Source organism: Mycobacterium sp. 852002-51152_SCH6134967, from assembly GCF_001667105.1.
Lineage (GTDB): Bacteria > Actinomycetota > Actinomycetes > Mycobacteriales > Mycobacteriaceae > Mycobacterium > Mycobacterium neumannii_A.
In genome coordinates, this window is the sequence record NZ_LZIK01000064.1 from 99364 (window position 1) to 122760 (window position 23397).

A 23397-nucleotide genomic window follows, 5' to 3' on the forward strand; every position below is an offset into this window, starting at 1 on the left:
ACGTCTCCAACAACCGAGTCACATTGCGATGGGCAACCGCAACCCCCTTCGGAGTCCCCGTCGTGCCCGAGGTGTAAATCAAATACGCCACATCATCAGGACCCGGACCCGCCAACGCCGAACACGGCTGCCCCGCCAACCCAGCATCCTCAACATCAATGACCACCACCGCATGGCCATCCAACCGCGACCGCAAACCCTGCGTACTGATCACCGCCACCGGAGCCGCATCAGCAAGCACAAAACCAATCCGCGCATCCGGATGCCCCGGATCCAACGGCACATACGCCGCCCCCGCCTTAAGCACCCCCAACATCGCCACCACCGCCTGCGCCGACCGCGGCAACAACAACCCCACCCGCGCACCAACACCCACACCCCGGCCAACCAACAAATGCGCCAACCGATTCGAAGCCTCATCCAGCTCCCGATACGTCAACGACCGCACCCCGTAACTGATCGCCACCGCATCCGCAGCACGAGCCACCTGCTCAGCAAACAACCCCGGAATCGACAACCCCGCCGACACACCCTGACCCAACACCACCCGATTGCCCACCTCAGCCAACCGAGCATGCTCACCACCATCAAGCACATCCACCGACGACAACCGCCCACCCGAATCAGCCGTCATCGCCACCAACACCCGCTCCAACCGACCAATCAACCCACCCACACTGCCCGCATCAAACACATCGGTGTCGAACTCTGCGCGCAGACTCAGTTCGTCGCCCGGCAGCGCCGCTACCGTCAGGGGGTAGTGGTTGTATTCCCGTGTGTTGAAGTCGGTGATGGACAGCTCGTGGTCACCGGCCAACGCCGTCGTGTCAATCGGGTAGTTCTCGTACACGAATAGGGTGTCGAACAATTCGTCGTGCCCGGTGATGCGATGGATGTCCGGCAGTGCGACGTGCTGATGCTCGAGAGTCTGATTGTGAGCGCGTTGCAAGCTTTCGAGTAGCTCGGCGGTCGTGGTCGTTGCGGTGAGCTTCGCCCGCACTGGCACCGTGTTGATCAGCAGGCCCACCATCGATTCCGCGCCTGACACCTCGGCCGGCCGTCCCGAGACCGCGGTCCCGAAAGCGACATCGTGCTGACCGGTCAACTGACACAGCAACTGCGCAAAAGCACCCTGCAGCACGATGTTTACCGTGGTGTGTTGAGAGCGCGCCAACTCATTGAGAGCCTGCATGGTCTGGGCAGGAAGTCGATGCGACACAACTCCTCTTTGCCCGAGACCTACGCGTCCAGGCGGACTCACCAACGTCGGAGTCTCGAATCCGGCGAAGACCTCACTCCACGCCGCTTGCGCCGCAGCGCGATCCTGTTCGGCCAGCCAACTGACGAAGCTGCGGTAGGACGCGGGGGCCGGCAGCCGCTGCCCGTAATATCCGGCGATGATCTCCTGCAGCAGGATCGGCAAAGACCACCCATCCATCACGATGTGATGATTGGTAAGCACGAACCGATGACTGTCTTCGGCAGTCCGGATCAACAGCGCGCGGAAGGCCGGCTCCCCATCGAGATCGCAGACGGCAGCACGCTCGGCAGCACTCAGCGTCCCAACCTGTTCCTCGGGGTCCAAATCACCGCCGTCCGTACGGAGATCGACATAGCGCCACGGCACGGCGGAATCGGCGGGGATCACCTGTACCGGTTCATCGAACTGAGTGCAGAAGCGGGCGGCCAGATTCGGATGCCGGGCCACGGCGTTGTACACGCCATCGCGAAGCCGTTGCGGGTCGAGCCGGCCGGTAATGGTTATGTCCAGCTGCACCGCATACAGGTCATCGTTCTCTTCGACCGTACCTGCGTGGAAGAGCAGACCTTGCTGCAGCGGGGTCAGCGGCAGCACATCGGCGACCGGGTAAAGCTGCTGCAACTCATCGAGTTGCGGCTGACTCAGTCGAGCCGGGGAGATGTCTGACGGGGTCAGCCCGCCGCCGCCGGCGCGCACGCGTGCGCAGATACCGGACAGGGCCTCGAACCACAGCCGGCTCAGCCGGTCCACCTGCGAGCGGTCAACCGCCGAGGTCGCCCACGACCAGTTGGCGTGCAATTGTGGACCGCTGTCTGTCTCCACGGTGGCGGCGTTGAGCTCGACGGTGTGCGCCAACGGCATTGGAATAGCGGCGACGGCGCCGGTCAACGACGAGCCTTCCTGACTGATTCGCCACAGATCCTCAGACAGCTCAGCTGCCGCCGCACCCAGCCGGCCCAGATAGTTGAACCCGATCACCGGGTCGGACCCGCTCAGGTCGACATCGCGATTCAGATAACGGATCAGGCCGTATGTCAACCCATCAGGCAGCGCGCGCAGCTGTTCCTTGGCCGCCTTGATCGCCGTATCGAGCGCCGCGTCGCCAGCGACCACCTGCGTCCAGTCCAGCCCACCGACCGTCAACGACACCGGGTACTTCGTCGTGAACCACCCGACCGTGCGCGTCAGGTCCACACCGACAGCCAAGTCCTCATCGCGCCCGTGGCCTTCGACGTCGATGCCCAGCGGTGCGTTGCCGATGCCCAACATCTGCGCACACGCCATCCCGAACGCGATCAACAAGATGTCCTGCACTCCGGCGCGATACGCCGCCGGGGCTTCACCGAGAAGCATCCGCGTGGTTTCGACGTCCAGTTCCGACGATAGCCGCCCCGCCGTGGCAAATGTGTCCACCGCCGGCTGCACAGCCGGCAACGCCGCCGGGGTCGACGAGACGTGCCGCCACACCTCGGCGTGCTTGACTACCTCCGACGTCTGCGCATGTTCGGCCAGCAGCGCGGACCACCGGGCGAACGACGTTCCCGGCGCCGGCAGTGCGATGGGCTGGCCGCTGTGATGCTGTGCCCACGCAATGTTCAGATCTTCCAACAGGATTCGCCACGAGACCCCGTCGACCGTGAGGTGGTGAACGATCAAGGCGAGCTCCCCGCTGGTTTGCGCCCAAACTGCGCTCACCATGGACCCGGCGGCTGGATTCAACCGCGACCGCGCCTCCACCAGAATTTCCTCGGACAACGCGTAGACCGACCGCACGCACTCGCGCGCATCCACCGACCCGACTTCGGGCACCTGCAGCGACCACCGGCCCGCACCGTCGACCTCGACACGGCACCGCAGCATTGCGTGTCGATCCATCAAGGCCTGCAACATGACGATCACGTCGTCCTCGGCCACCCCGGCCGGCGCCTGCACCACCATCGTCTGGTTGAACTGATCCACTCGGCCGTCGACGCTTTCCAGCCAATGCACGATCGGGGTCGCGACAACCGCTCCGGTGCCCTCGTCGACCGGCCCCGCCTCGCCGTCTGACACCCGGGCGACCCGCGCCAGGCGCGCCACCGTCTGCTCGACGAAGAGGTCCCGCGGACGACACATCACGCCGGCCGCTCGAGCGCGGGCCACCACCTGCATCGACAAGATGCTGTCCCCACCGAGTTCGAAGAACGAGTCGTCGATCCCGACCCGGTCCAACCCGAGCACCTGGGCATAGATGCCGGCCAAGATGTCCTCGATGGCGTTGCTCGGCGCCCGATACCGCTCGGCTCTCTGGTATTCCGGCGCCGGTAGGGCGCGCACGTCCAACTTGCCGTTGACCGTCAGGGGCAACGTCTCGAGCATCACCACCGCCGCAGGCACCATGAACGCCGGCAACCGCTCAGCCAGTTCGGCGCGTGCCTCGATGGGGTCCGCGCTTCCGGTCACATACCCGACGAGCCGCTTGTCCCCCGGTTGATCCTCCCGGGCGATCACCACCGCCTGATGTACACCCTCAACTGCGCTCAACGCGGCCTGAACCTCGCCGAGCTCGATGCGATACCCGCGGATCTTGACCTGTTCATCGGCACGGCCGAGATACTGCAGTTGTCCGTCAGCGCCCCATCGCACCAAATCCCCGGTGCGATACATCCGTTCTCCCGCACCGTCGAACGGGCAAGCGACGAAGCGCGATCCGGTCAATCCCGGTCGGCGCAGATAACCGTAGGCCAGCCCGACACCTGCCACATACAGTTCACCGACCACACCGGGAGCTACTGGTCGTAACGCTGCGTCAAGGACGAACAGTGCAGCGGTTGGCACCGGCGATCCGATCGGCACCACCTCCGCGGCAGGGGTCAGCGGCGCGCTGAGCATCACCACCATCGTGGTCTCGGTAGGGCCGTAGGCGTTGATCATCACCCGCCCCGGCGCCCACCGGTTCACCAGCTCAGTTGGGCAGGCCTCACCGGCCACCACCAGCGCCATCGAACCCAGGCCTTGCGGGGACAACATTCCCACCGCCGAGGGCGTCTGAGTGAGCACGCTGACTTGTTCAGCGATCAACAAGCTTTGGAAGTCCTCCGGCGAGCGCACCACCGCATCCGACACGATCACCACGCGACCGCCATGCAGCAGTGGCGACCAGGTTTCCCACACCGAGGTGTCGAAACCGTAAGTGTGGCACTGCGTCCAAACCCCTGTCACAGGCAGATAATTACCAAGCACTCGCAGCAGCTGAGTGACGTTGCGGTGGGTGGTAGTCACCCCTTTAGGGACACCGGTCGTGCCCGAGGTGTAGATCAGGTAAGCGATGTCATCGGGATCCGGGCCCGGCACCGCGGTTGCGGGTTGGGACGCGATGCGCGGGTCATCGATGTCGATGACCGCTATGTCGCCCGTGAGCTGATCGGCCAGGCCGCCAGTGGCGATTACGGCGATCGGCGCTGCATCAGCCACCATGAATTGGATGCGGGCACTCGGCAGCGCGGGATCGATCGGCAAATACGCTGCGCCGCTCTTGAAGACCGCCAAGATCGCCACGACCATCTCCGCTGAGCGTGGCAACAACAACCCCACACATGTGCCGGGACCTATCCCGAGCCCAAGCAGCAAGTGCGCCAGCCGATTCGACGCTTCCTCAAGCTCGCGGTAGCTCCACGAGCGCTCCCCGCAACTGATTGCGCCCGCCTCCGGCGTGCGCGCGACCTGGGCTGCAAACAAAGCTGGGATTGATTCCGATTCTGGCATCGGCTGGGTCAGCGCGGCCCGGTTACCAATCTCATCCAATCGAGCATGCTCGGATTGATCGAGCAGCTCGATCGACGAAACCCGTTGATAGGGCTCATTGGTCATCGCCACCAACACCCGCTGCAACCGCCCGATCAACGCCTCGATGCCGGCTGCGTCAAACACATCGGTACGAAACTCCACCTCCCCGCGAATCCCTGCAGGGGCGCCGTCATTGCTCCAGTGCTCGCCCAACGAGAACGTGAGATCCATTCGCGCAGTGCGCGTGTCAACCGGCAGCGGTGTCACCTCCAGCTCGCCCAGAGCTACACCCGCGGCCGGGTCGCCCGCTGGACCGGCGAAGTTCTGCCATGCCAACAGCACCTGAACCAAGGGAGCATGCGTCAACGACCGAGTCGGGTTGAGGCGATCGACCAGCAATTCGAACGGCACATCCTGATGTTCATAGGCGGCTAAGCTGCGCAAGCGCACGTCGCTCAGAACCTCGGCGACCGTGGGATCCCCGTTCAGATCCACCCGCAGCACCAACGTGTTCACGAAGAAGCCCACCAACGCATCCAATGCGGCATCTTCGCGCCCGGCGATCGCAAACCCAACCGCCACATCGCTGGTCGCACTCAGTTTGCCCAACAGCACCGCGAGGGCAGCCTGAAGCACCATGAAGCTTGTCGCATTGTGCTCACGCGCCACGCGAGCGACCTGCTGTTGCAACTCTGCAGACCACTCAACAGGAACTCGGGCACCGGAGTAATCCGCCACCGTCGGGTACGGACGATCGGTCGGCAACTCCAATCGCTCAGGCATCCCGGCGAGCGCCTGTTCCCAATAGCTGAGCTGCGCGGCGATACGGCTCTGGGGATCCTTGATGTCGCCCAGTTGCGCGCGCTGCCACAGCGTGAAATCGACATACTGCACCGGCAGGTCTGCCCAGTCGGGAGCGTGTCCCGCACAGCGGGCGCCATAAGCCGTCGCGAGATCAGCCACCAGCGGCCTGACCGACCAACCATCAGCGGCGATGTGATGCACCACCGCCACCAACACATGCTCGTCCTCGTTAACGCGGAATAGCAACGCCCGCAACGGAATCTCAGTCGCCAAGTCGAAAGGCCGGCGCACCGCGTTGTCGATGGCCTCTTCCAGCCGACCTTCAGTCCAACCGGTGGTGTCAATAACGTGCCACCCCAACTCGGCACGCTCGACCGGCATCACCAACTGCTGAGGAACCCCATCGGGAGCCACGAACAACGTGCGCAAGCTCTCGTGTCGGGTGAGCACATCGACTAAAGCATGACCCAACGCACCGGAGTCAAGAGGTCCACCGAGTCGCAGTGCCACCGCGATGTTGTAGATCGCCGATGGTCCCTGCAATTGATCGATGAACCACAACCGTTGTTGGGCAAATGACAACGGCACGACGTCGGGCCGCTGCACGGGTACCAACGGCTCCAGCCCACCACCCTCACTCACTCGCGGTGCCAACTGGGCCACCGAAGGTGACTCGAACAATGCCCGCACCGAGAGTCCGGCATCGAAAGACTTGTTGATCGCGGCGATCACTCGCATCGCCGACAGTGAATCGCCACCCAGATCGAAGAACGAATCGTCAACACCGACGCGCTCCAGCCCCAACACCTGGGCGAAGATACCTGCAACAATCTCCTCGCTCAAAGTGCCTGGCGCACGGTAATTTTCGCTGTCGGTGTATTCCGGTGTCGGCAACGAGCGCTTATCGAGCTTGCCATTAGGAGTCAACGGGAACGCGGCCAACACCACCACCGCGGCCGGCACCATATAGGCCGGGAGCCGCTCGGCCAGGTCGCCGCGGATCTCGGCCGCGTCGGCGGTGCCCGTGACGTACCCAACAAGCCGCTTGTCGCCAGGGCGGTCCTCTCGGGCGAGCACCACGGCCTGTTCGACCCCGTCGCATCCCGCCAACGCCGCCTGCACTTCACCGAGCTCGATGCGGTATCCGCGGATCTTGACCTGCTCGTCGGCCCGTCCGAGGTACTGCAGCTGACCGTCGGGATCCCAGCGCACCAAGTCCCCGGTGCGATACATCCGCTCGCCCACGCCACCGAACGGACACGCCACGAACCGCGAACCCGTCAGCGCGGGCCGCCGGACATAACCGGTCCCCAGTCGCCCTGCCACGTAGAGCTCGCCGATCACACCCATCGGGACCGGCCGCAACCACTGGTCCAATACAAAGAACGCCGCGCCCGGCACGGGGGACCCGATCGGCGGCGCACCTGTACCCGGGGTCAGTGGTGCACTCATCGCCGCGAACATCGACGTCTCGGTGGGACCGCAGACGTTGATCATCAGTCGGCCCGGCGCCCACCGCTCCACCAGTTCCACTGGGCAGGCCTCGCCGCCCATGATGAGCAACTCGATCGAATCCAGGCCTTGCGGCGAGAGCACGCCCAAAGCAGAGGGGGTCTGGCTCAGGACATTGACCTGCTCAGCGATCAGCAGAGCGTGGAAGTCCTCCGGCGAGCGCACCACAGAGTCTGGCACCACCACGAGCCGACCGCCGTGAAGAAGTGCGCCCCAGATTTCCTGGACCGAGACATCGAAACCGTAAGAATGCCACTGCGTCCACACGCCGGACAGCGGAAGATGCGCGGGCATCGACCCCAACATCTGCGTCACGGTGTGATGGCTGACAGCCACCCCTTTGGGCACACCGGTGGTGCCGGACGTGTAGATGATGTAGGCGAGGTCATCGGGAGCTGGACCCGGCAGCGCAGTGCTGGGCTCCGCGTCGATATGGGGGTCCTCGACGTCCACGACCGGCAGGTCGTAACCGTCAAAGCGTGCGCGCAAGCCTTCGGTGGTGACCGCCGCGATTGGTACGGCGTCGTCGATCATGAACTTGATCCGCACGTCGGGATGCGCCGGATCCACCGCCAGATAAGCGGCTCCGGTCTTGAGCACTGCGATAATCGCCACGATCGTCTCCGCCGAGCGCGGCAACAGCAGTGCAACACATTCACCGGGGCCCACACCAAGACCGACCAGCAAGTGGGCCAACCGGTTCGAGGCCTCGTCCAATTCCCGGTAAGTCCACGAGCGGTCCCCGCATCGAAGCGCTACCGCTTTGGGGATGCGCGTCACCTGATCATCGAACAACGCGGTTATCGACACCGGCCCCCGCGCCGGGTGTTCCGTCAGTACTGCGCGATGACCGACTTGATCCAGATGCGCGTGCTCGGGCTCGTCGAGCAGATCCACCAACGAAACCCGCTGCGCCGGTTCGGCCGTCATCGCTGCCAGCACTCGCTGCAACCGTTCGATCAGCGCCTCGACGCTGGCAGCATCGAACACGTCCGTGCGGAACTCCACGACCCCAGCGATCCCGGCGGGCTCGCCTGTCTCCGTCCATTCCTCACCCAGCGACACCGTCAGATCCATGCGGGCAGTGTGGGTTTCGATCGGCAGGGGCGTAGCCTGTACCGGGCCCAAACTCAGTTCTGCCGGAGCGTTGCGCTGTCCGGCGAAGTTCTGCCACGCCAACATCACCTGCACCAGCGGATGATGCGTCAACGACCGCGTGGGATTGAGCCGCTCCACCAACACCTCGAACGGCACATCCTGATGCTCATAGGCCTCGAGGCTGCGTGAGCGCACCTGCGCCACCAACTCGCCCACCGTGGGGTCGCCCGTCAGGTCAACACGCAACACCAACGTGTTGACGAAGAAACCCACCAGCTCTTCGAGCGCCGGGTCGCGCCGTCCGGCGATCGCGAATCCCACCGCCACATCACTGCTCGCGCTGACCTTGCCCAGCAACAAGGCCAACGCTGCCTGCACCACCATGAAACTCGACGCATTGTGCGCACGCGCCACCGCAGCCACTTGCTGCTGCAGCTGCGTCGGCCAGCGCAGCTCCACCGTGGCCCCGCGGTGATCGGCAACCGCCGGATACGGACGATCCGTGGGCAACTCCAAGCGCTCCGGCAACCCGGCCAACACCTGCTCCCAATACGCCACCTCGGTGCCGAGGCGGCTACCGCTGTCCGTCAGATCACCCAATTGCGAGCGCTGCCACAATGTGTAATCCGCGTACTGGACCGGCAATGGATCCCACCCCGGCACCTGGTCGACAGAGCGGGCGCCATAGGCCACCGCCAAGTCCCGGATCAACGGGGTGACCGACCAGCCATCGGCGGCGATATGGTGAACCACCGCCACCAACACATGATCATCCTCGCTGACGCGGAAGAGCCGCGCGCGCAACGGGATCTCACCCGCCAGATCGAACGTGTATCCGGCGACCTGATCGATGGCCTCGTGAAGCTGGGGTTCGGACCAGCCGATGGCATCGGCAACGCCCCAACCGAATTCGATCTCCCCGACCGGAAGAACCACCTGCTGAGGCACACCGTCGACGGTCGGGAACACCGTGCGCAGACTCTCGTGACGGCCTACCACATCGGTCAACGCTGCGCCCAGCGCCTCGGCATCGAGACGCCCCACCAACTGCAGCGCCACCGCCATGTTGTAGATCGCCGACGGTCCCTGCAGCTGATCGATGAACCACAACCGGTTCTGGGCAAGGGACAGCGGCACCACCTCAGGTCGCTGCACCGGCACCAACGGTTCCAGTCGCGTCGACTCCTCGCCGAGACGGAGCGCCAACTGTGCCACCGTGGGCGCTTCGAACAACGTACGCACGGAAACGGCGGTATCCAGGCTTGTGTTGATCGCCGCGATTACGCGCATCGCCGACAGCGAATCGCCACCCAGTACGAAGAAGGAGTCATCGACCCCAACCCGCTCCAACCCCAACACCTGAGCGTAAATACCGGCCAAGATCTCTTCGGTAGGCGTGGTCGGTGCCCGATAATCCTTGGCGTCCTGGTACTCCGGCGCCGGCAGTGCCCGCCGGTCCAGCTTGCCATTGGGGGTCAGCGGCAACGAGTCGATCGTGACCACCGCCGCAGGCACCATATATGCCGGCAGACGCTCGGCCACTGCGGCCCGGATTGCGGACACGTCAACGGATCCGGTCACATAGCCGACCAGTCGCTTGTCACCGGGGTGGTCCTCGCGGACGATCACCACGGCCTGCTGCACACCCTCACAGGCGGCCAACGCGGCCTGGATCTCGCCGAGCTCGATGCGGAACCCGCGGATCTTGACCTGCTCATCGGCACGCCCCAGATACTGCAACTGCCCGTCAGCACCCCACCGGACCAAATCCCCGGTGCGATACATCCGTTGGCCCTCACCGGCGAACGGGCACGCCACGAAACGTGAGGCGGTCAACCCGCTGCGTAGCCAATAGCCCACCGCGACGCCCCCGCCGGCGATATACAACTCGCCGACCACACGCGCGGGCACCGGCCGCAACGATCCATCAAGCACGAACAGCGTCGCCCCCGCCACCGGCGCACCGATCGGCGCGACACCCGAACCCGGGATCAGCGGCGCACTCATCGCCGCGTACACCGTGGCCTCGGTCGGGCCGTAGGCGTTGATCATCACCCGATCCCGCGCCCAGCGGTCCATCACCTCGGTGGGGCAGGCCTCGCCGGCCACCATCAACGCGGTCGACCCCAGCCCCTCGGTCGACAACATGCCCACCGCCGACGGCGTCTGACACAACACACTGACCTGTTCGGCTAGCAACAGAGCGTGAAGGTCGTCGGGTGAACCAGCCACCTGCTCGGGGATCACGACCAGCCGGCCGCCCTGCAACAACGCCCCGAATATCTCCCACACCGAGACGTCGAAAGACAATGAATGCCACTGCGACCAAGCTCCCGCCACCGGCACGTCGGCATCTGCACCCGCAACGAACTGGGTCACGTTGCGGTGAGCAACGGCCACCCCTTTCGGCATGCCGGTAGTGCCCGAGGTGTAGATGAGGTAGGCAATGTCATCGGCAGCAGGAGCCGGTAAAGCCGTTGCCGATTGTTCCTGCACGACGCGGTCGTCGACATCGACGACCCGTATGTCAAGCCCCTCCAACCGGCCGGCCAATCCGGCGGTGGTGATAGCTGCGACCGGGGTGGCATCGCCGACCATGAACTCGATCCGGGTCGACGGCAGCGCGGGGTCGATCGGCAGATACGCCGCCCCGGCCTTGAGGACCGCCAGAATCGACATGATCGCCTCAGCCGAGCGCGACAGCAACAGCGCCACACACTCACCCGGACCGGCCCCGTACTCAACCAGCAAGTGCGCCAGACGATTCGAGGCTTCATCCAGTTCGCGATATGTCCACGATCGTCCGCCGTCGGTGAGTGCCACCGCCGCAGGTGTCCGAGCCACCTGCTCGGCGAACGCCACTGGAATCGACCCCGACGCCGGAGGGCTCATCGTCGCTCGATGACCAAGCTGGTCCAGTCGCGCGTGCTCGAGCTCATCGAGCAGATCGATCGATGACAACTTCAGGTTCGGTGCCGCGGTCATCGCCACCAACACCCGTTGCAACCGCTCGATCAATACCTCGATGCTGGTCGCGTCGAAGACATCGGTGCGGAACTCCACTGCCCCCGAGATCCCGGCGGGCTCGCCATCTTCGCTCCACCGTTCAGCCATCGAGAAGGTCAAATCCATACGGGCAGTGCGCGTATCCGCCGGCAGGGGCGTGACCTGCAGATCGCCCAAACTCAACCCGGCTGCGGGGTCGGAGTCCTGCCCCGCGAAGTTCTGCCAGGCCAACAACACCTGGACCAGTGGCGAGTGCGTCAGCGACCGCGTGGTGGTGAGGCGCTCCACCAACACCTCGAACGGCACATCCTGGTGCTCGTAAGCGGCGAGACTCCGTGCGCGGACTTGCGCGAGAAGCTCGGTGACGGTCGGGTCACCGGCCATCTCGACCCGAAGGATCAAGGTGTTGACGAAGAAACCCACCAACTGCTCGAGGGCGGCGTCGCCGCGTCCGGCGATCGCAAATCCAACGGCCACATCGCTGCTGGCGCTCAACTTGGCCAACAGCACCGACAACGCAGCTTGCACAACCATGAAACTCGTCGCGTCGTGCTGTCGAGCCAGGCGGGCGACCTGTTGCTGCAACTCGGGCGGCCACTCCAGGCCCACCGAGGCTCCCCGATAATCGGCCACCGCCGGGTAGGGGCGATCCGTGGGTAGCTGCAACTGTTCGGGCATACCCGCCAGTGCCTGCTCCCAGTAAGCCAACTGCGCGGCCATCCGGCTATCGGGGTCGTTGATGTCCCCCAATTGGGCGCGCTGCCACAGCGTGTAATCAACGTACTGCACCGGTAGCGGATCCCAGCCGGGCTCCTCACCCGAGCACCGGGCCGCATAGGCCACGCCCAGGTCAGCCACCAGGGGCGTGACCGACCAGCCGTCCGCGGCAATATGGTGCACCACCGCCACCAGCACGTACTCATCCTCTGCGAGCCGGAAAAGCGCTGCACGCAACGGGATTTCATTCGCCAAGTCGAACGTGTACAGCCGCGCCGCATCAACTTCCTCGGCCAGCCGGTCTGACGGCCAACCGCTGGCATCGACCACCTGCCATCCGAAGTCAGCCTCCGCGACCGGCAGCACCAGTTGCTGCGGGACTCCCTCGGGAGCCACGAACATCGTGCGCAAACTCTCGTGGCGGGCCACCACATCCGCCAACGCCGCACCCAGCGCGTCGGTGTCCAGACGCCCCGCCAACCGCAGCGCGACCGCCATGTTGTAGATCGCCGAGGGGCCCTGTAACTGGTCGATGAACCACAAGCGGTTCTGCGCAAACGACAACGGCACCACCGCAGGTCGTTGCGCTGGTACCAACGGCGCCAACGCGCCGCCTTCACCCACCCGAGACGCCAATCGGGCCACCGAGGGAGCCTCGAACAACGCGCGGACCGAAAGCCCGGCATCGAACGCCTTGTTGACCGCGGCGATCACCCGCATCGCCGACAGCGAGTCCCCACCGAGATCGAAGAACGAGTCGTCGACTCCGACCCGGTCCGACCCCAGCACCTCGGCATAGATGCCGGCCAGGATCTCCTCGGTCAACGTCGCCGGCGCGCGGTACCGGTCCACATCGGCGTACTCCGGTGCGGGCAGGGCTCGCTTGTCGACCTTGCCGTTGACTGTCAGCGGTATCGCGGCCATCGAAACCACCGCTGCCGGAACCATATACGCCGGGAGCCGCTCGGCCAGCGCGGACCGAATCTCGGTCTCCTCCGCTGTACCCGTCACGTAGCCGACGAGACGCTTGTCGCCCGGGCGATCTTCCCGTGCGACGACCACCGCGTCTTCCACTCCGTCCAGAGCGCTCAGCGCGGCCTGGATCTCACCGAGCTCGATGCGATATCCGCGTATCTTGACCTGCTCATCGGCACGGCCCAGATACTGCAACTCGCCTTCCGAACTCCACCGCACCAAATCGCCGGTGCGATACATCCGTTGGCCTGGCGCACCCGAACCACCGAACGGACAGGCCACGAACCGCGAGGCGGTCAATGGGCCACGGCCCACGTACCCGTACGCCAGTCCGGCGCCGCCCACGTACAACTCGCCGACCACGCCGGCGGGCACCGCACGGAGCCAGCCGTCCAGCACGAAGAAGCCGAGGTGGGCGAGGGGGCCTCCGATCGGACTGACCGCGCTGCCCACGTCGTCGGCAACGATCTCCCTCAACGACGCGTGCACCGTCGTCTCGGTGATGCCGTACATGTTGAGCAACCGCGGTTCGCCCGCATGAGTCTGCAGCCAAGCCCGGAGGCGATGTGGCTCGAGCGCCTCGCCGCCGAACACAACCGTTTCGAGCGTGTTTCGATACCGCGCTCCTGGCGAGACGGCATCAGCGGCTTGGAGCGCATAGAACGCCGAGGGCGTCTGGCTGAGAACACTGACATTCTCACTGATCAACAAGGCATGCAGATCTTCTGGTGAACGGACGACCGTATCGGGCACCACCACCAGCCGCCCCCCGCGCAGCAACGCGCCCCACATCTCCCACACCGAGAAATCGAAGGCGAGGGAATGGCATTGGGACCACACACCAGCGGCGGGCACCTCGGAATTCAACGTCTCCAGCAGCCGGATCACGTTTTCGTGGGGTACCGCCACGCCCTTCGGAGTCCCCGTCGTGCCCGAGGTGTAGATGAGGTAAGCGATATCGTCGGGCATCGGGGCCGGCAGGGCCGTGCTGGGCTGGTCGTCGATCCTGGCATCGCCGACATCAATGGTGACCGACCCGTGACCCGCCACTCGCGATGCCAATTCGGTAACGGTGATCGTGACGATCGGGGCAGCGTCGCCGAGCATGAACTCGATCCGTGCGTCTGGGTGCGCTGGGTCCATCGCCAGATAGGCCGCCCCGGTCTTGAGCACCGCGAGGATCGCCGCGATCGCCTCGGCCGACCGTGGCAACAGCAACGCGACCCGCTTCCCGGGACCCGCTCCATATTCAACCAGTAAGTGCGCCAACCGGTTCGACGCCTCGTCCAATTCCCGGTAGGTCCACGACTGCTGCCCATGACTCAGCGCCACTGCTTCGGGGGTGCGCGCCGTCTGCTCTTCGTACAGCGCCGGAATCGACAGCGACGCAGGTACGCGCCGCGCCAGTGCCGCGCTGTTTCCCCACCCGTAGATACGGGCATGCTCAGTCTCGTCTAGCAGGTCGACCCACGAAAGTCGTCGCATCGGTTCGACGGTCATCGCCACCAACACCCGCTGCAACCGCTCGATCAGCGTCTCGATGCTGGCGGGGTCGAACACATCGGTGCGGAATTCCACCTCGCCGCGTATCCCCGTTGGTTCGCCGGCCTGGCTCCAATACTCGCCCAGCGTGAAGGTCAAGTCCACACGCGCGGTGCGAGTATCCACGGCCAACGGCGTGACTTGTGCGTCACCCAGGCCCAAGCCCGCGATGTCGTTGTCCTGACCGGTAAAGTTCTGCCACGCCAACAACACCTGTACCAGCGGCGAGTGCGTCAGCGACCGGGCGGGGTTGAGCCGATCGACCAGCACCTCGAACGGCACGTCCTGGTGCTCATAGGCCGCCAGACCGCGTCCTCGCACCTGCGTCAACAGGTCGCCAAACGTGGGGTCACCCGCCAAGTCGACGCGCAACACCAACGTGTTGACGAAGAAACCCACGAGGGCGTCGAGCGCCGGGTCACTGCGTCCGGCGATCGCGAAGCCCAGCGCGACATCACTGGTGGCGCTGACCTTGCCCAACAACACCGCCAGCGCCGCCTGCACGAGCATGAAGCTGGTGGCGTCGTACTCACGCGCCACCACGGCGATTCGCTGCTGCAGCTCCGCCGACCACTCCAGCTCGACTGTGGCGCCGCGGTAATCGGCTACCGGCGGATAGGGTCGATCCGTCGGCAACTCCAAGCGTTCCGGCAGCCCGGCCAACACTTGCTCCCAGTAAGCCAACTGCGCAGAGATTCGGCTGTGCGGATCGGTCAGATCACCCAACTGCGCCCGTTGCCAGAGCGTGTAGTCGACATACTGCACCGGCAACGGTTCCCAGCTCGGAGGCCGCTCTGAACACCTGGCGGCGTATGCGACCGCGATATCGGTTACCAGTGGCCTGATGGACCAGCCATCAGCAGCAATATGGTGCACCACCGCCACCAGCACGCGCTCCCGGTCGTTGAGGCGGAAAAGCGTTGCCCGCAGGGGGAGTTCACCAGCCAGGTCGAACGGGTGCTGCACCGCGGCATCGATGGCGTCGGCAAGCTGGTGCTCCGGCCATCCATCGGCATCGACGACGCTCCAGCCGAACTCAGCCTCTTCGATCGGGACGACCAACTGCTGCGGAACCCCGTCGGGCGCCACAAACAACGTGCGCAGACTTTCATGGCGGGCGACCACATCGGAGAACGCTTCACCCAACGCGCCTTCGTCGAGGGGACCATCCAGTCGAAACGCCACGGCCATGTTGTAGATCGGTGACGGCCCCTGCAACTGGTCGATGAACCACAACCGGTTCTGGGCGAACGACAACGGCACCAGCTCAGGCCGCTGCACCGGCACCAAGGGCTCCAACTGCGTTGATTCGTCACCGACGCGGGGCGCCAACTGCGCCACGGAGGGCGATTCGAACAACGCGCGCACCGAAAGACCGGCATCCAGACTTGCGTTGACTGCAGCGATCACCCGCATCGCGAGCAGCGAATCCCCACCCAGCTCGAAGAACGAATCATCTACCCCGACGCGGTCCAACCCCAATACTTGCGCGAAGACCCCGGCGATGACCTCCTCGGTTTCGCTCTGCGGCGCCCGGAAGGGCGTCGCGGCGAACACCGGTTCCGGCAGCGACTTCCGGTCGATCTTTCCCGAAGAGGTGAGGGGGAACTCCTCGAGCACCACGATCTGTGAAGGAACCATGTACTCCGGCAACCGCGCTGTCAGCTGCTGTCGGACCGCGGTGAGTTTCGTGTTGGTGTCCGGGTCGTTGGCAGTGGTGATGCGCTGACGCGTGCTGTTGGATGGCAGATACAGGTCGGTCAGTGGTGAATCCTGCTGTCCCTCGAGGAAAACGGCGTCGACGGTGCCGGGATCAGCGCCCCAGGTGACGACGACGCGATAACCGGCAGCCTCACCGATGCGGTGCAGTTGATCGGGTGTCACCGCGTCTTGGTTTGCCGCGATCGCTTCGGCGAGTGCCTCATCGACGGATTCGCCCGCAGCCAACGCCCTTTCGATGTAGACATCTGTGACAAGCCCGGCTCGCGGGATTTCGGTGACACGGACCATCACGGGGTGTTGGGTGGTCAACTGGTCTTGCAGCCCACGAAGGCCCGCACATTCGGTCCACGCCCATGACGGCACGTCAGCCAGTGAGCGCACCGCGACGGGCGACTTGTGGATCACGACGTCATAGCGGTAGCGGGTCAGTTCGTTGTCGGCCCGCCCCCGTTTGGCTTGGATATCGAGTCCGGCCACCTCCTGCTGATCGGCGACCCAGGCGGTGAAAAACTCTGGCGCGAGCAGTAACTCGACTTCGCTGACCAGGGCGCGTTGGACGCGCTCACGAATTTCGTTGGTGTCGCTGGTTTCCGCGCGGGCCAACGCAACCGCCGTTTGGAGCGCACCCTGCAGCGTGTGATTGCGAACATCACCGATGAACAGGGAGCCACCGGGGGCGAGCAACCGCATCGCCACCGCCAGCACCTCGGTCAGGTAGGCGGCGCTGGGGAAGTACTGGATGACCGAGTTGAGCACCACCACGTCGAAATGACCTTGTGGGAGCTCATCGATCGCATCGGCCGGCTGCACCAACAGGCGCACCCGATCGCCCCACGGCTGAGCAGTCACGGCCGTTTGGAGAGCCTGGATCGTCGGCGCGGAAAAGTCTGTCGCCCAATATTCGTCGCAGAGCGGAGCAATCTGAGACAACACCAACCCAGAGCCCGCACCGATCTCGAACACCCGCTGCGGCCGAAGGGCCATGATCCGGTCGACGGTGGCCGACTGCCATTCCAACATCTCGTCGAGCGGAATCGGGTCGTCGGTCAGGCTGCTGTTCCAGCCCCGGAAGTCCTTGCCGAAGTCGCGAGTATCGGCCTCGGCGTCGTACAACTCGTCGTAGACGTGTTGCCACTGGTTGACGATTTCCGCGTCATGATCACCCGCGCTGCTGCGATCGAAGGTGACGTAGGCGACGAGGTGGGCACCGGTATTGCCGCGATGTACCAACGCGGCGGCCTGCGTGACCTGATCGCACGCGAGCAGCGAGTTCTCGATTTCGCCCAATTCGATGCGTTGTCCGCGGAGTTTGATCTGGGTGTCGGCGCGACCCAGGTAATCCACTGTCCCGGTGCGGGTCCAGCGCACCAGGTCACCGGTTCGGTACATGCGTGTTCCCGTGGGCCCGTGAGGGTTTGCCACGAAGCGATCCGCGGTGAGGTCCGGCCTACCCATGTAGCCGTGCGCCAATGCGGGGCCGCCTAGGTAGAGCTCGCCCACCACCCCGACGGGCGCCGGGTTCAGCCGCGCGTCGAGTACCAGGGCGGACACCCCGGCGATGGGCGCGCCGATTCCCACTGGCTGGCCCGGCTCGATCGTGGAACTGGAAGTGGCCCAGATCGTGGTCTCGGTGGGACCGTACGCGTTGAACATCCGGCGATCCGTAGCCCATGCGGCCGCCAATTCTGTCGGGCACGCTTCGCCCGTGGTGATGAGAGTGTCCACGTTGTGGAGCCGACCGCGATCCAGCGTGGAGAGCACTGTCGGTGTGAGCGTTGCGGCGTTGACCCGTTGGCTTTCAAGCAGTCTCGTCAATGCTTCACCGGCGTATGCATCGGGTGGCACCACCACCAAGGCCGCGCCCGACCCTGCCGCCAGAAGCACCTCACCGATCGACACGTCGAAGGTCGGCGCGGCCACCAACAACAGCCGGGTGTCGGCACCCATTCCGTAGACTTCGTGGAGCGCGGCAACTCCCAACAAGCCGGCGTGGCTGACAGCCACTCCCTTCGGGGTGCCGGTGGATCCCGAGGTGAAGATCACGTGGGCCGTGTTGTGTGCCTGCAGCGGCGCCAACCGGTCCGCGTCGGTGATGGGATCGACTGGTTGCGCCGACAAGTCCAGATCGTCGATACGCAGAATGGGGCGGTCACCCGTCCCGGCGATGGTTCCCTCCCCGACGGTCAGAACACACACCGCGGACACCGCGTTCAACACAGTGGTGATCCGCTCGACTGGATAGGCGGGGTCCACCGGCACGTAGGCCCCACCGGCCTTCATCAGCGCCCACCAGGCCACGACCAACTCCGCGCAGCGTTCCATCGCCACGCCCACGGCGCGCTCGGGACCCACACCTGCCTCGATCAGTGCCCGCGCCAAACGCGTCGACCACTCGTCGAGCTCGCGATAGGACCATTCTCGGTTGCCATCGACGAGGGCCACCGCATTCGCATCGGTGGCCACCGCACTGGCCAGCAGCTGTGGCGCCACACCCACCGGCGCCGTCACCGTATTACCCGACCACTCCTCTAGCACCAGTTGACGCTCGTCGTCGTCGAGTAGGGGCACATCGCCGACTACTGCCGAAGCGTCAGCGACCGCTGCTTCGATCACTCGACCGAACCAGCTGACCAACCGCTCGATGGTGGCTCGCTCGTACAAGTCCGTGGCGTACAACACCATGCCGGCGGCCATCGGCGCCGCCGGATCTTCGGTCGGTACCTCCCCCAACTCGATGTCGAGATCGAACCGGGCCGTGCGGGTGGTGACCGCCTGCTGTTCTATGCCGACCTCGTCCAACGTCAGCACTTCGGGACGCATGTTGTTCTGGAAGACCATCAACACTTGGAACAGCGGGTTGTGCGAAGTCGACCGCGCGGGGTTGAGCTGTTCGACGAGCAATTCGAACGGAACATCCTGGTTGCTATAGGCATCGAGTGCTTTTCGGCGCACTTCGGCCAGCACATCGCCGAACGGCTGCCCCGACTTGACGCCTACCCGCAAAACCCAGGTGTTGACGAAGAATCCGACGAGGTCGTCGAGCGCTTGGTCGGACCGTCCAGCGATCGGGGTACCCATGACCACGTCTTCGCCTGCGCCGGCGCGGTGCAGCACGATCGCCATGGCGGCCTGCAACACCATCGAGGGCGTCGCGTTATGCGCCGCCGCCAACTGCTTGACCCCGGCCCACACCTGGGGTTCGATGCGGAGTTCCACTTCGTCACCGCGGTAACTGGCGACCGGCGGGCGCGCTCGGTCCGGTGGAAGCGTGACGAGTTCCGGGAGGTCCGCCAGCTCTTGTCGCCAATACTGCAGCTGCCCCGCGATCACGCTGTCTGGATCGGACTCGACCCCCAGCCAATCTTGTTGCCACAAGGTGTAATCGACGTACTGCACCGACAACGGCGCCCACTCAGGCGCGTGACCCTGTTGGCGGGCGCGATACGCCTCAGCCACGTCACGGACCATCGGCGCCAGCGACCATCCGTCAAAAGCTATGTGGTGGACAACGATTCCCACGACGTACTGTTCTGGCCCCACCGAGTAGATCCGCGCGAGGATCGGGATCTCCGCTGACAGATCAAATCGATACCCCGCCAGCGCCACCAACTCGGCGGCCACATCTCCTTCACGGGACGAGACGACCGCGGGCCCGCGTCTCCACATCCCCTGCCGTGCGGGCAACACCGCCTGGAACGGCACTCCGTCGATGTCCGGGAACGTCGTGCGCAGAGCTTCATGACGAGCGATGACGTCGTCTAGGGCCGCACCCAGCGCTTCTACATCCAGCGCCCCGGTGATCCGGAACGCGGTCGGAATGTTGTATGTGGCAGCGCCGCCCTCGAACTGGTTGAGGAACCACAATCGGTTCTGGGCGAATGACAGCGGCACCACCGAAGGCCGTTCACCGGCCACCAGCGGCTTACGCCGACCCGCATCTCCCCCGATACGGGGAGCCAGCTCGGCTACCGTGGGCGCCTCGAACAATGCGCGCACCGCGAGACCGGCATCCAGGCTGGTGTTGATGGCGGCGATGACCCGCATCGCGGACAGTGAATCACCGCCCAGGTCGAAGAACGAATCGTCGACTCCGACCCTCTCCACACCGAGCACCTGCGCATACAGCCCCGCCAGGATCTCCTCCGTAACGGTGCTCGGGGCGCGGTAGTTATCGACCGCTTTGTACTCCGGCGCGGGCAGGGCGCGCTTGTCCAGCTTGCCGTTGACGGTCAGTGGCAGCGCCTCGATCGCCACCACAGCGGCTGGAACCATGTAAGAAGGCAGCCGGTCGGCCAACGCGGCACGAAGCTCGGCGGGATTTGCAGTGCCGGTGAAGTACCCCACCAGACGCTTGTCCCCGGGGCGGTCCTCCCGAGCGATCACGACAGCCTGTTGCACTCCATCGAGACCGGCCAGCGCGGCTTGGATTTCACCGAGTTCGATGCGATATCCGCGGATCTTGACCTGCTCGTCGGCTCGTCCCAGATAACGCAATTGGCCGTCGGCGGCCCAGTACACCAGATCGCCGGTGCGATACATCCGGGCCCCGGACTCCCCGAAGGGGCAGGCCATGAATCGGGATGCGGTCAACCCCGCGCGTCGCACGTACCCGTACGCCAGCTGGGGACCAGCCAGGTACAACTCGCCGACCACCCCGGCCGACACGGGATGCAACCACTTGTTCAGCACGAAGTATGCGGCAGTGGGCAAGGGCGGGCTGATCGGCGGCACATCGGTACCCGGGGCGAGCGGCGCGCTGAGGGCCACCCACATCGTCGCCTCGGTCGGGCCGTATTCGTTGATCATGACCCGGTCGGCGGCCCACCGATCGACGACCTCGGTGGGGCAAGCCTCTCCGCCCACCATCACGGTGACCGAGTCCAGGAGCTCCGGCTTCAAGATCCCCAGGGCAGAAGGGGTTTGGCACAAAATGGTGACCTTCTCGGCCGCCACCAGATCGTGGAAGTCCTCCGACGAATTGGCCACCAATTCGGGCACCACGACGAGTCGCCCACCATGCAGAAGGGCACTGAATATCTCCCAGCCGGAGATGTCGAAGGCATAGGAGTGCCACTGAGACCAGACCTGATCGGGCCCCGCCAACGCAGGATCCAATGATCCAATCAACTCGGTGACGTTGCTGTGCGAGATGACCACCCCTTTGGGGGTGCCGGTCGTTCCGGAGGTGTAGATGATGTAGGCGACGTCGTCTGCGGCCGGCGCCGGCACGCTCGTGGTGGGGTACGCGTCGATGCGGGGATCGGCGATGTCGATCACCGGTAGATCGCAGCCGGCCAGGCGGTCAGCCAAGTCCGAAATTGTGATTGCCGCCAGCGGCGCCGCGTCGGCGGCCATGAATTCGATGCGTGTCGGCGGGTGTGCGGGATCGATCGGCAGATAGGCCGCGCCCGTTTTCAGGACCGCCAGAATCGAGACGATGGCCTCGGCCGAGCGCGGAAACATCACGGCGATACATCGGCCCGGACCCGCTCCACGATCGATCAACAGGTTCGCCAGACGGTTACTGGCATCGTCCAATTCGCGATAGGTCCACGTTTCACCATCACAACGGATGGCCACCGCCTCTGGGGCACGTGCAACCTGCTCGGCGAACATGGCCGGTATCGACACCGTCGAACTCGCCGTCCGCGCCAACAGTGCCCGATTGCCCCACACGTCGAGATCTGCACGCTCATTCCCCGCGAGCAGTTCGATCGACGAGAGCCGCCGATTCGGGTTGACGGTCATGGCCGTCAACACCTGTTCCAGGCGGGCCGTCAAGTCCGAGACGCCAAAACTCGAGAATGGCTGCAGAGCACCTGAGACGCCAAGGGAAAGCCCGTCGCCCTCGCTGAGAAAGAGCAACCCGAAGCCGTCGCCCGCGGCACCAGGATTGGTGAATGACGCGGATGCTGCGATGCCACCGAAGGACAGATTGAATATGGACGGAAGGAAATTGACCGTGACCCGGTCGCCCGACTGCAACGGCCCGCTTGCACGGGTCCTTCGCTCGAGGGAGCGAACCGGAAACCTCTGATGCTGCAGAGCTTCTCGGATCCGAGTGTCGACATACCCGCAGAAGTCGGCCACCGTGGCTTTCGGCGAGACGTTCAGGACCAGCGGAACCACCCCGGCAACCATGCCGGGAAGAGTCTTCAGCTCGGGACGGTCCCTCCTGTTGACAGGGAAGTCGAGCACCACCTCTGTGCCGTCGACGCTCCACTGGCAAACCAGGAGTGCGCACGCCGCAGTGATGACCGACGAGCGGGGCACATTCCAGGCGTCGGCCATCTCATCGACTCGCTGGAGCAGCGCCCGGGCCAAGGGCACTGGCGAAGAGGACGATTGCGGATCCTGCTCGTGCAGCGTCCCTGGAAGTCGGTACGAGCTTCCGCTCTCCGCCGGGATGTTCTTGGTCCAGTAATCCAGATCTTCGAGATAGTCATCGGATGCTTGGTACTCCGACTCGCAGTTCACCAAGTCCTGCAGCGAGCCGAACACCGAGGGGGGAATCGGTGTCCCGGAAACGATTGCCGAGTAGAGAGATGCAACCCGATGGCCTACCAGGACGAGCCCGGCTCCATCTGCGACGATGTGGTGGCACGTGGCGAACAGATGAAATTGATCCGCGCGCGTCTGGAATAGGGCGTATCTGAACAAAGGGCCGCTGAAAGGCATCGGCGTTTCTTGGATCGACAACGCCGTCCGATAGGCCTCTTCCACGGCGTTGTCGGATTCGGTCAGGTCAAAGAACGGCAACTCGATATCGGGATAATCGACCGCTTTCTGGAGAACCTGGCCGTTCTCCTCGAAGAACGAAGCTCGCCCGGGTTCGGCTTCGCGCACGGCCCGCGCGATCGCCCACTCGAGAGCATCGCGGTCGATCCGACCGTCGATCCTCACGAAAAGGCCGACATGCCACTCCGTCGCGAGTTGGCCCATCTGCTGTGCGAGCCATATATCGAGTTGTCCCCGCGTCAGCTGAAGCGCCTCAT

The 23397-nt window shown here is 64.7% G+C and carries 1 protein-coding gene (only partly in view); it reads right to left on the reverse strand.

Annotated elements, in window-relative coordinates; translation table 11 throughout:
* A protein-coding gene (locus A5790_RS20590; protein WP_066848544.1) for a non-ribosomal peptide synthetase crosses the window boundary here: on the reverse strand, positions 1 to 23344 show its 5' portion. Its footprint begins 3926 nt before the window's first position; the window shows 23344 of its 27270 coding nt (coding positions 1-23344); its start codon is at positions 23342 to 23344; its stop codon lies off the left edge, out of view.
* Positions 23345 to 23397: the final 53 nt, after the last annotated feature.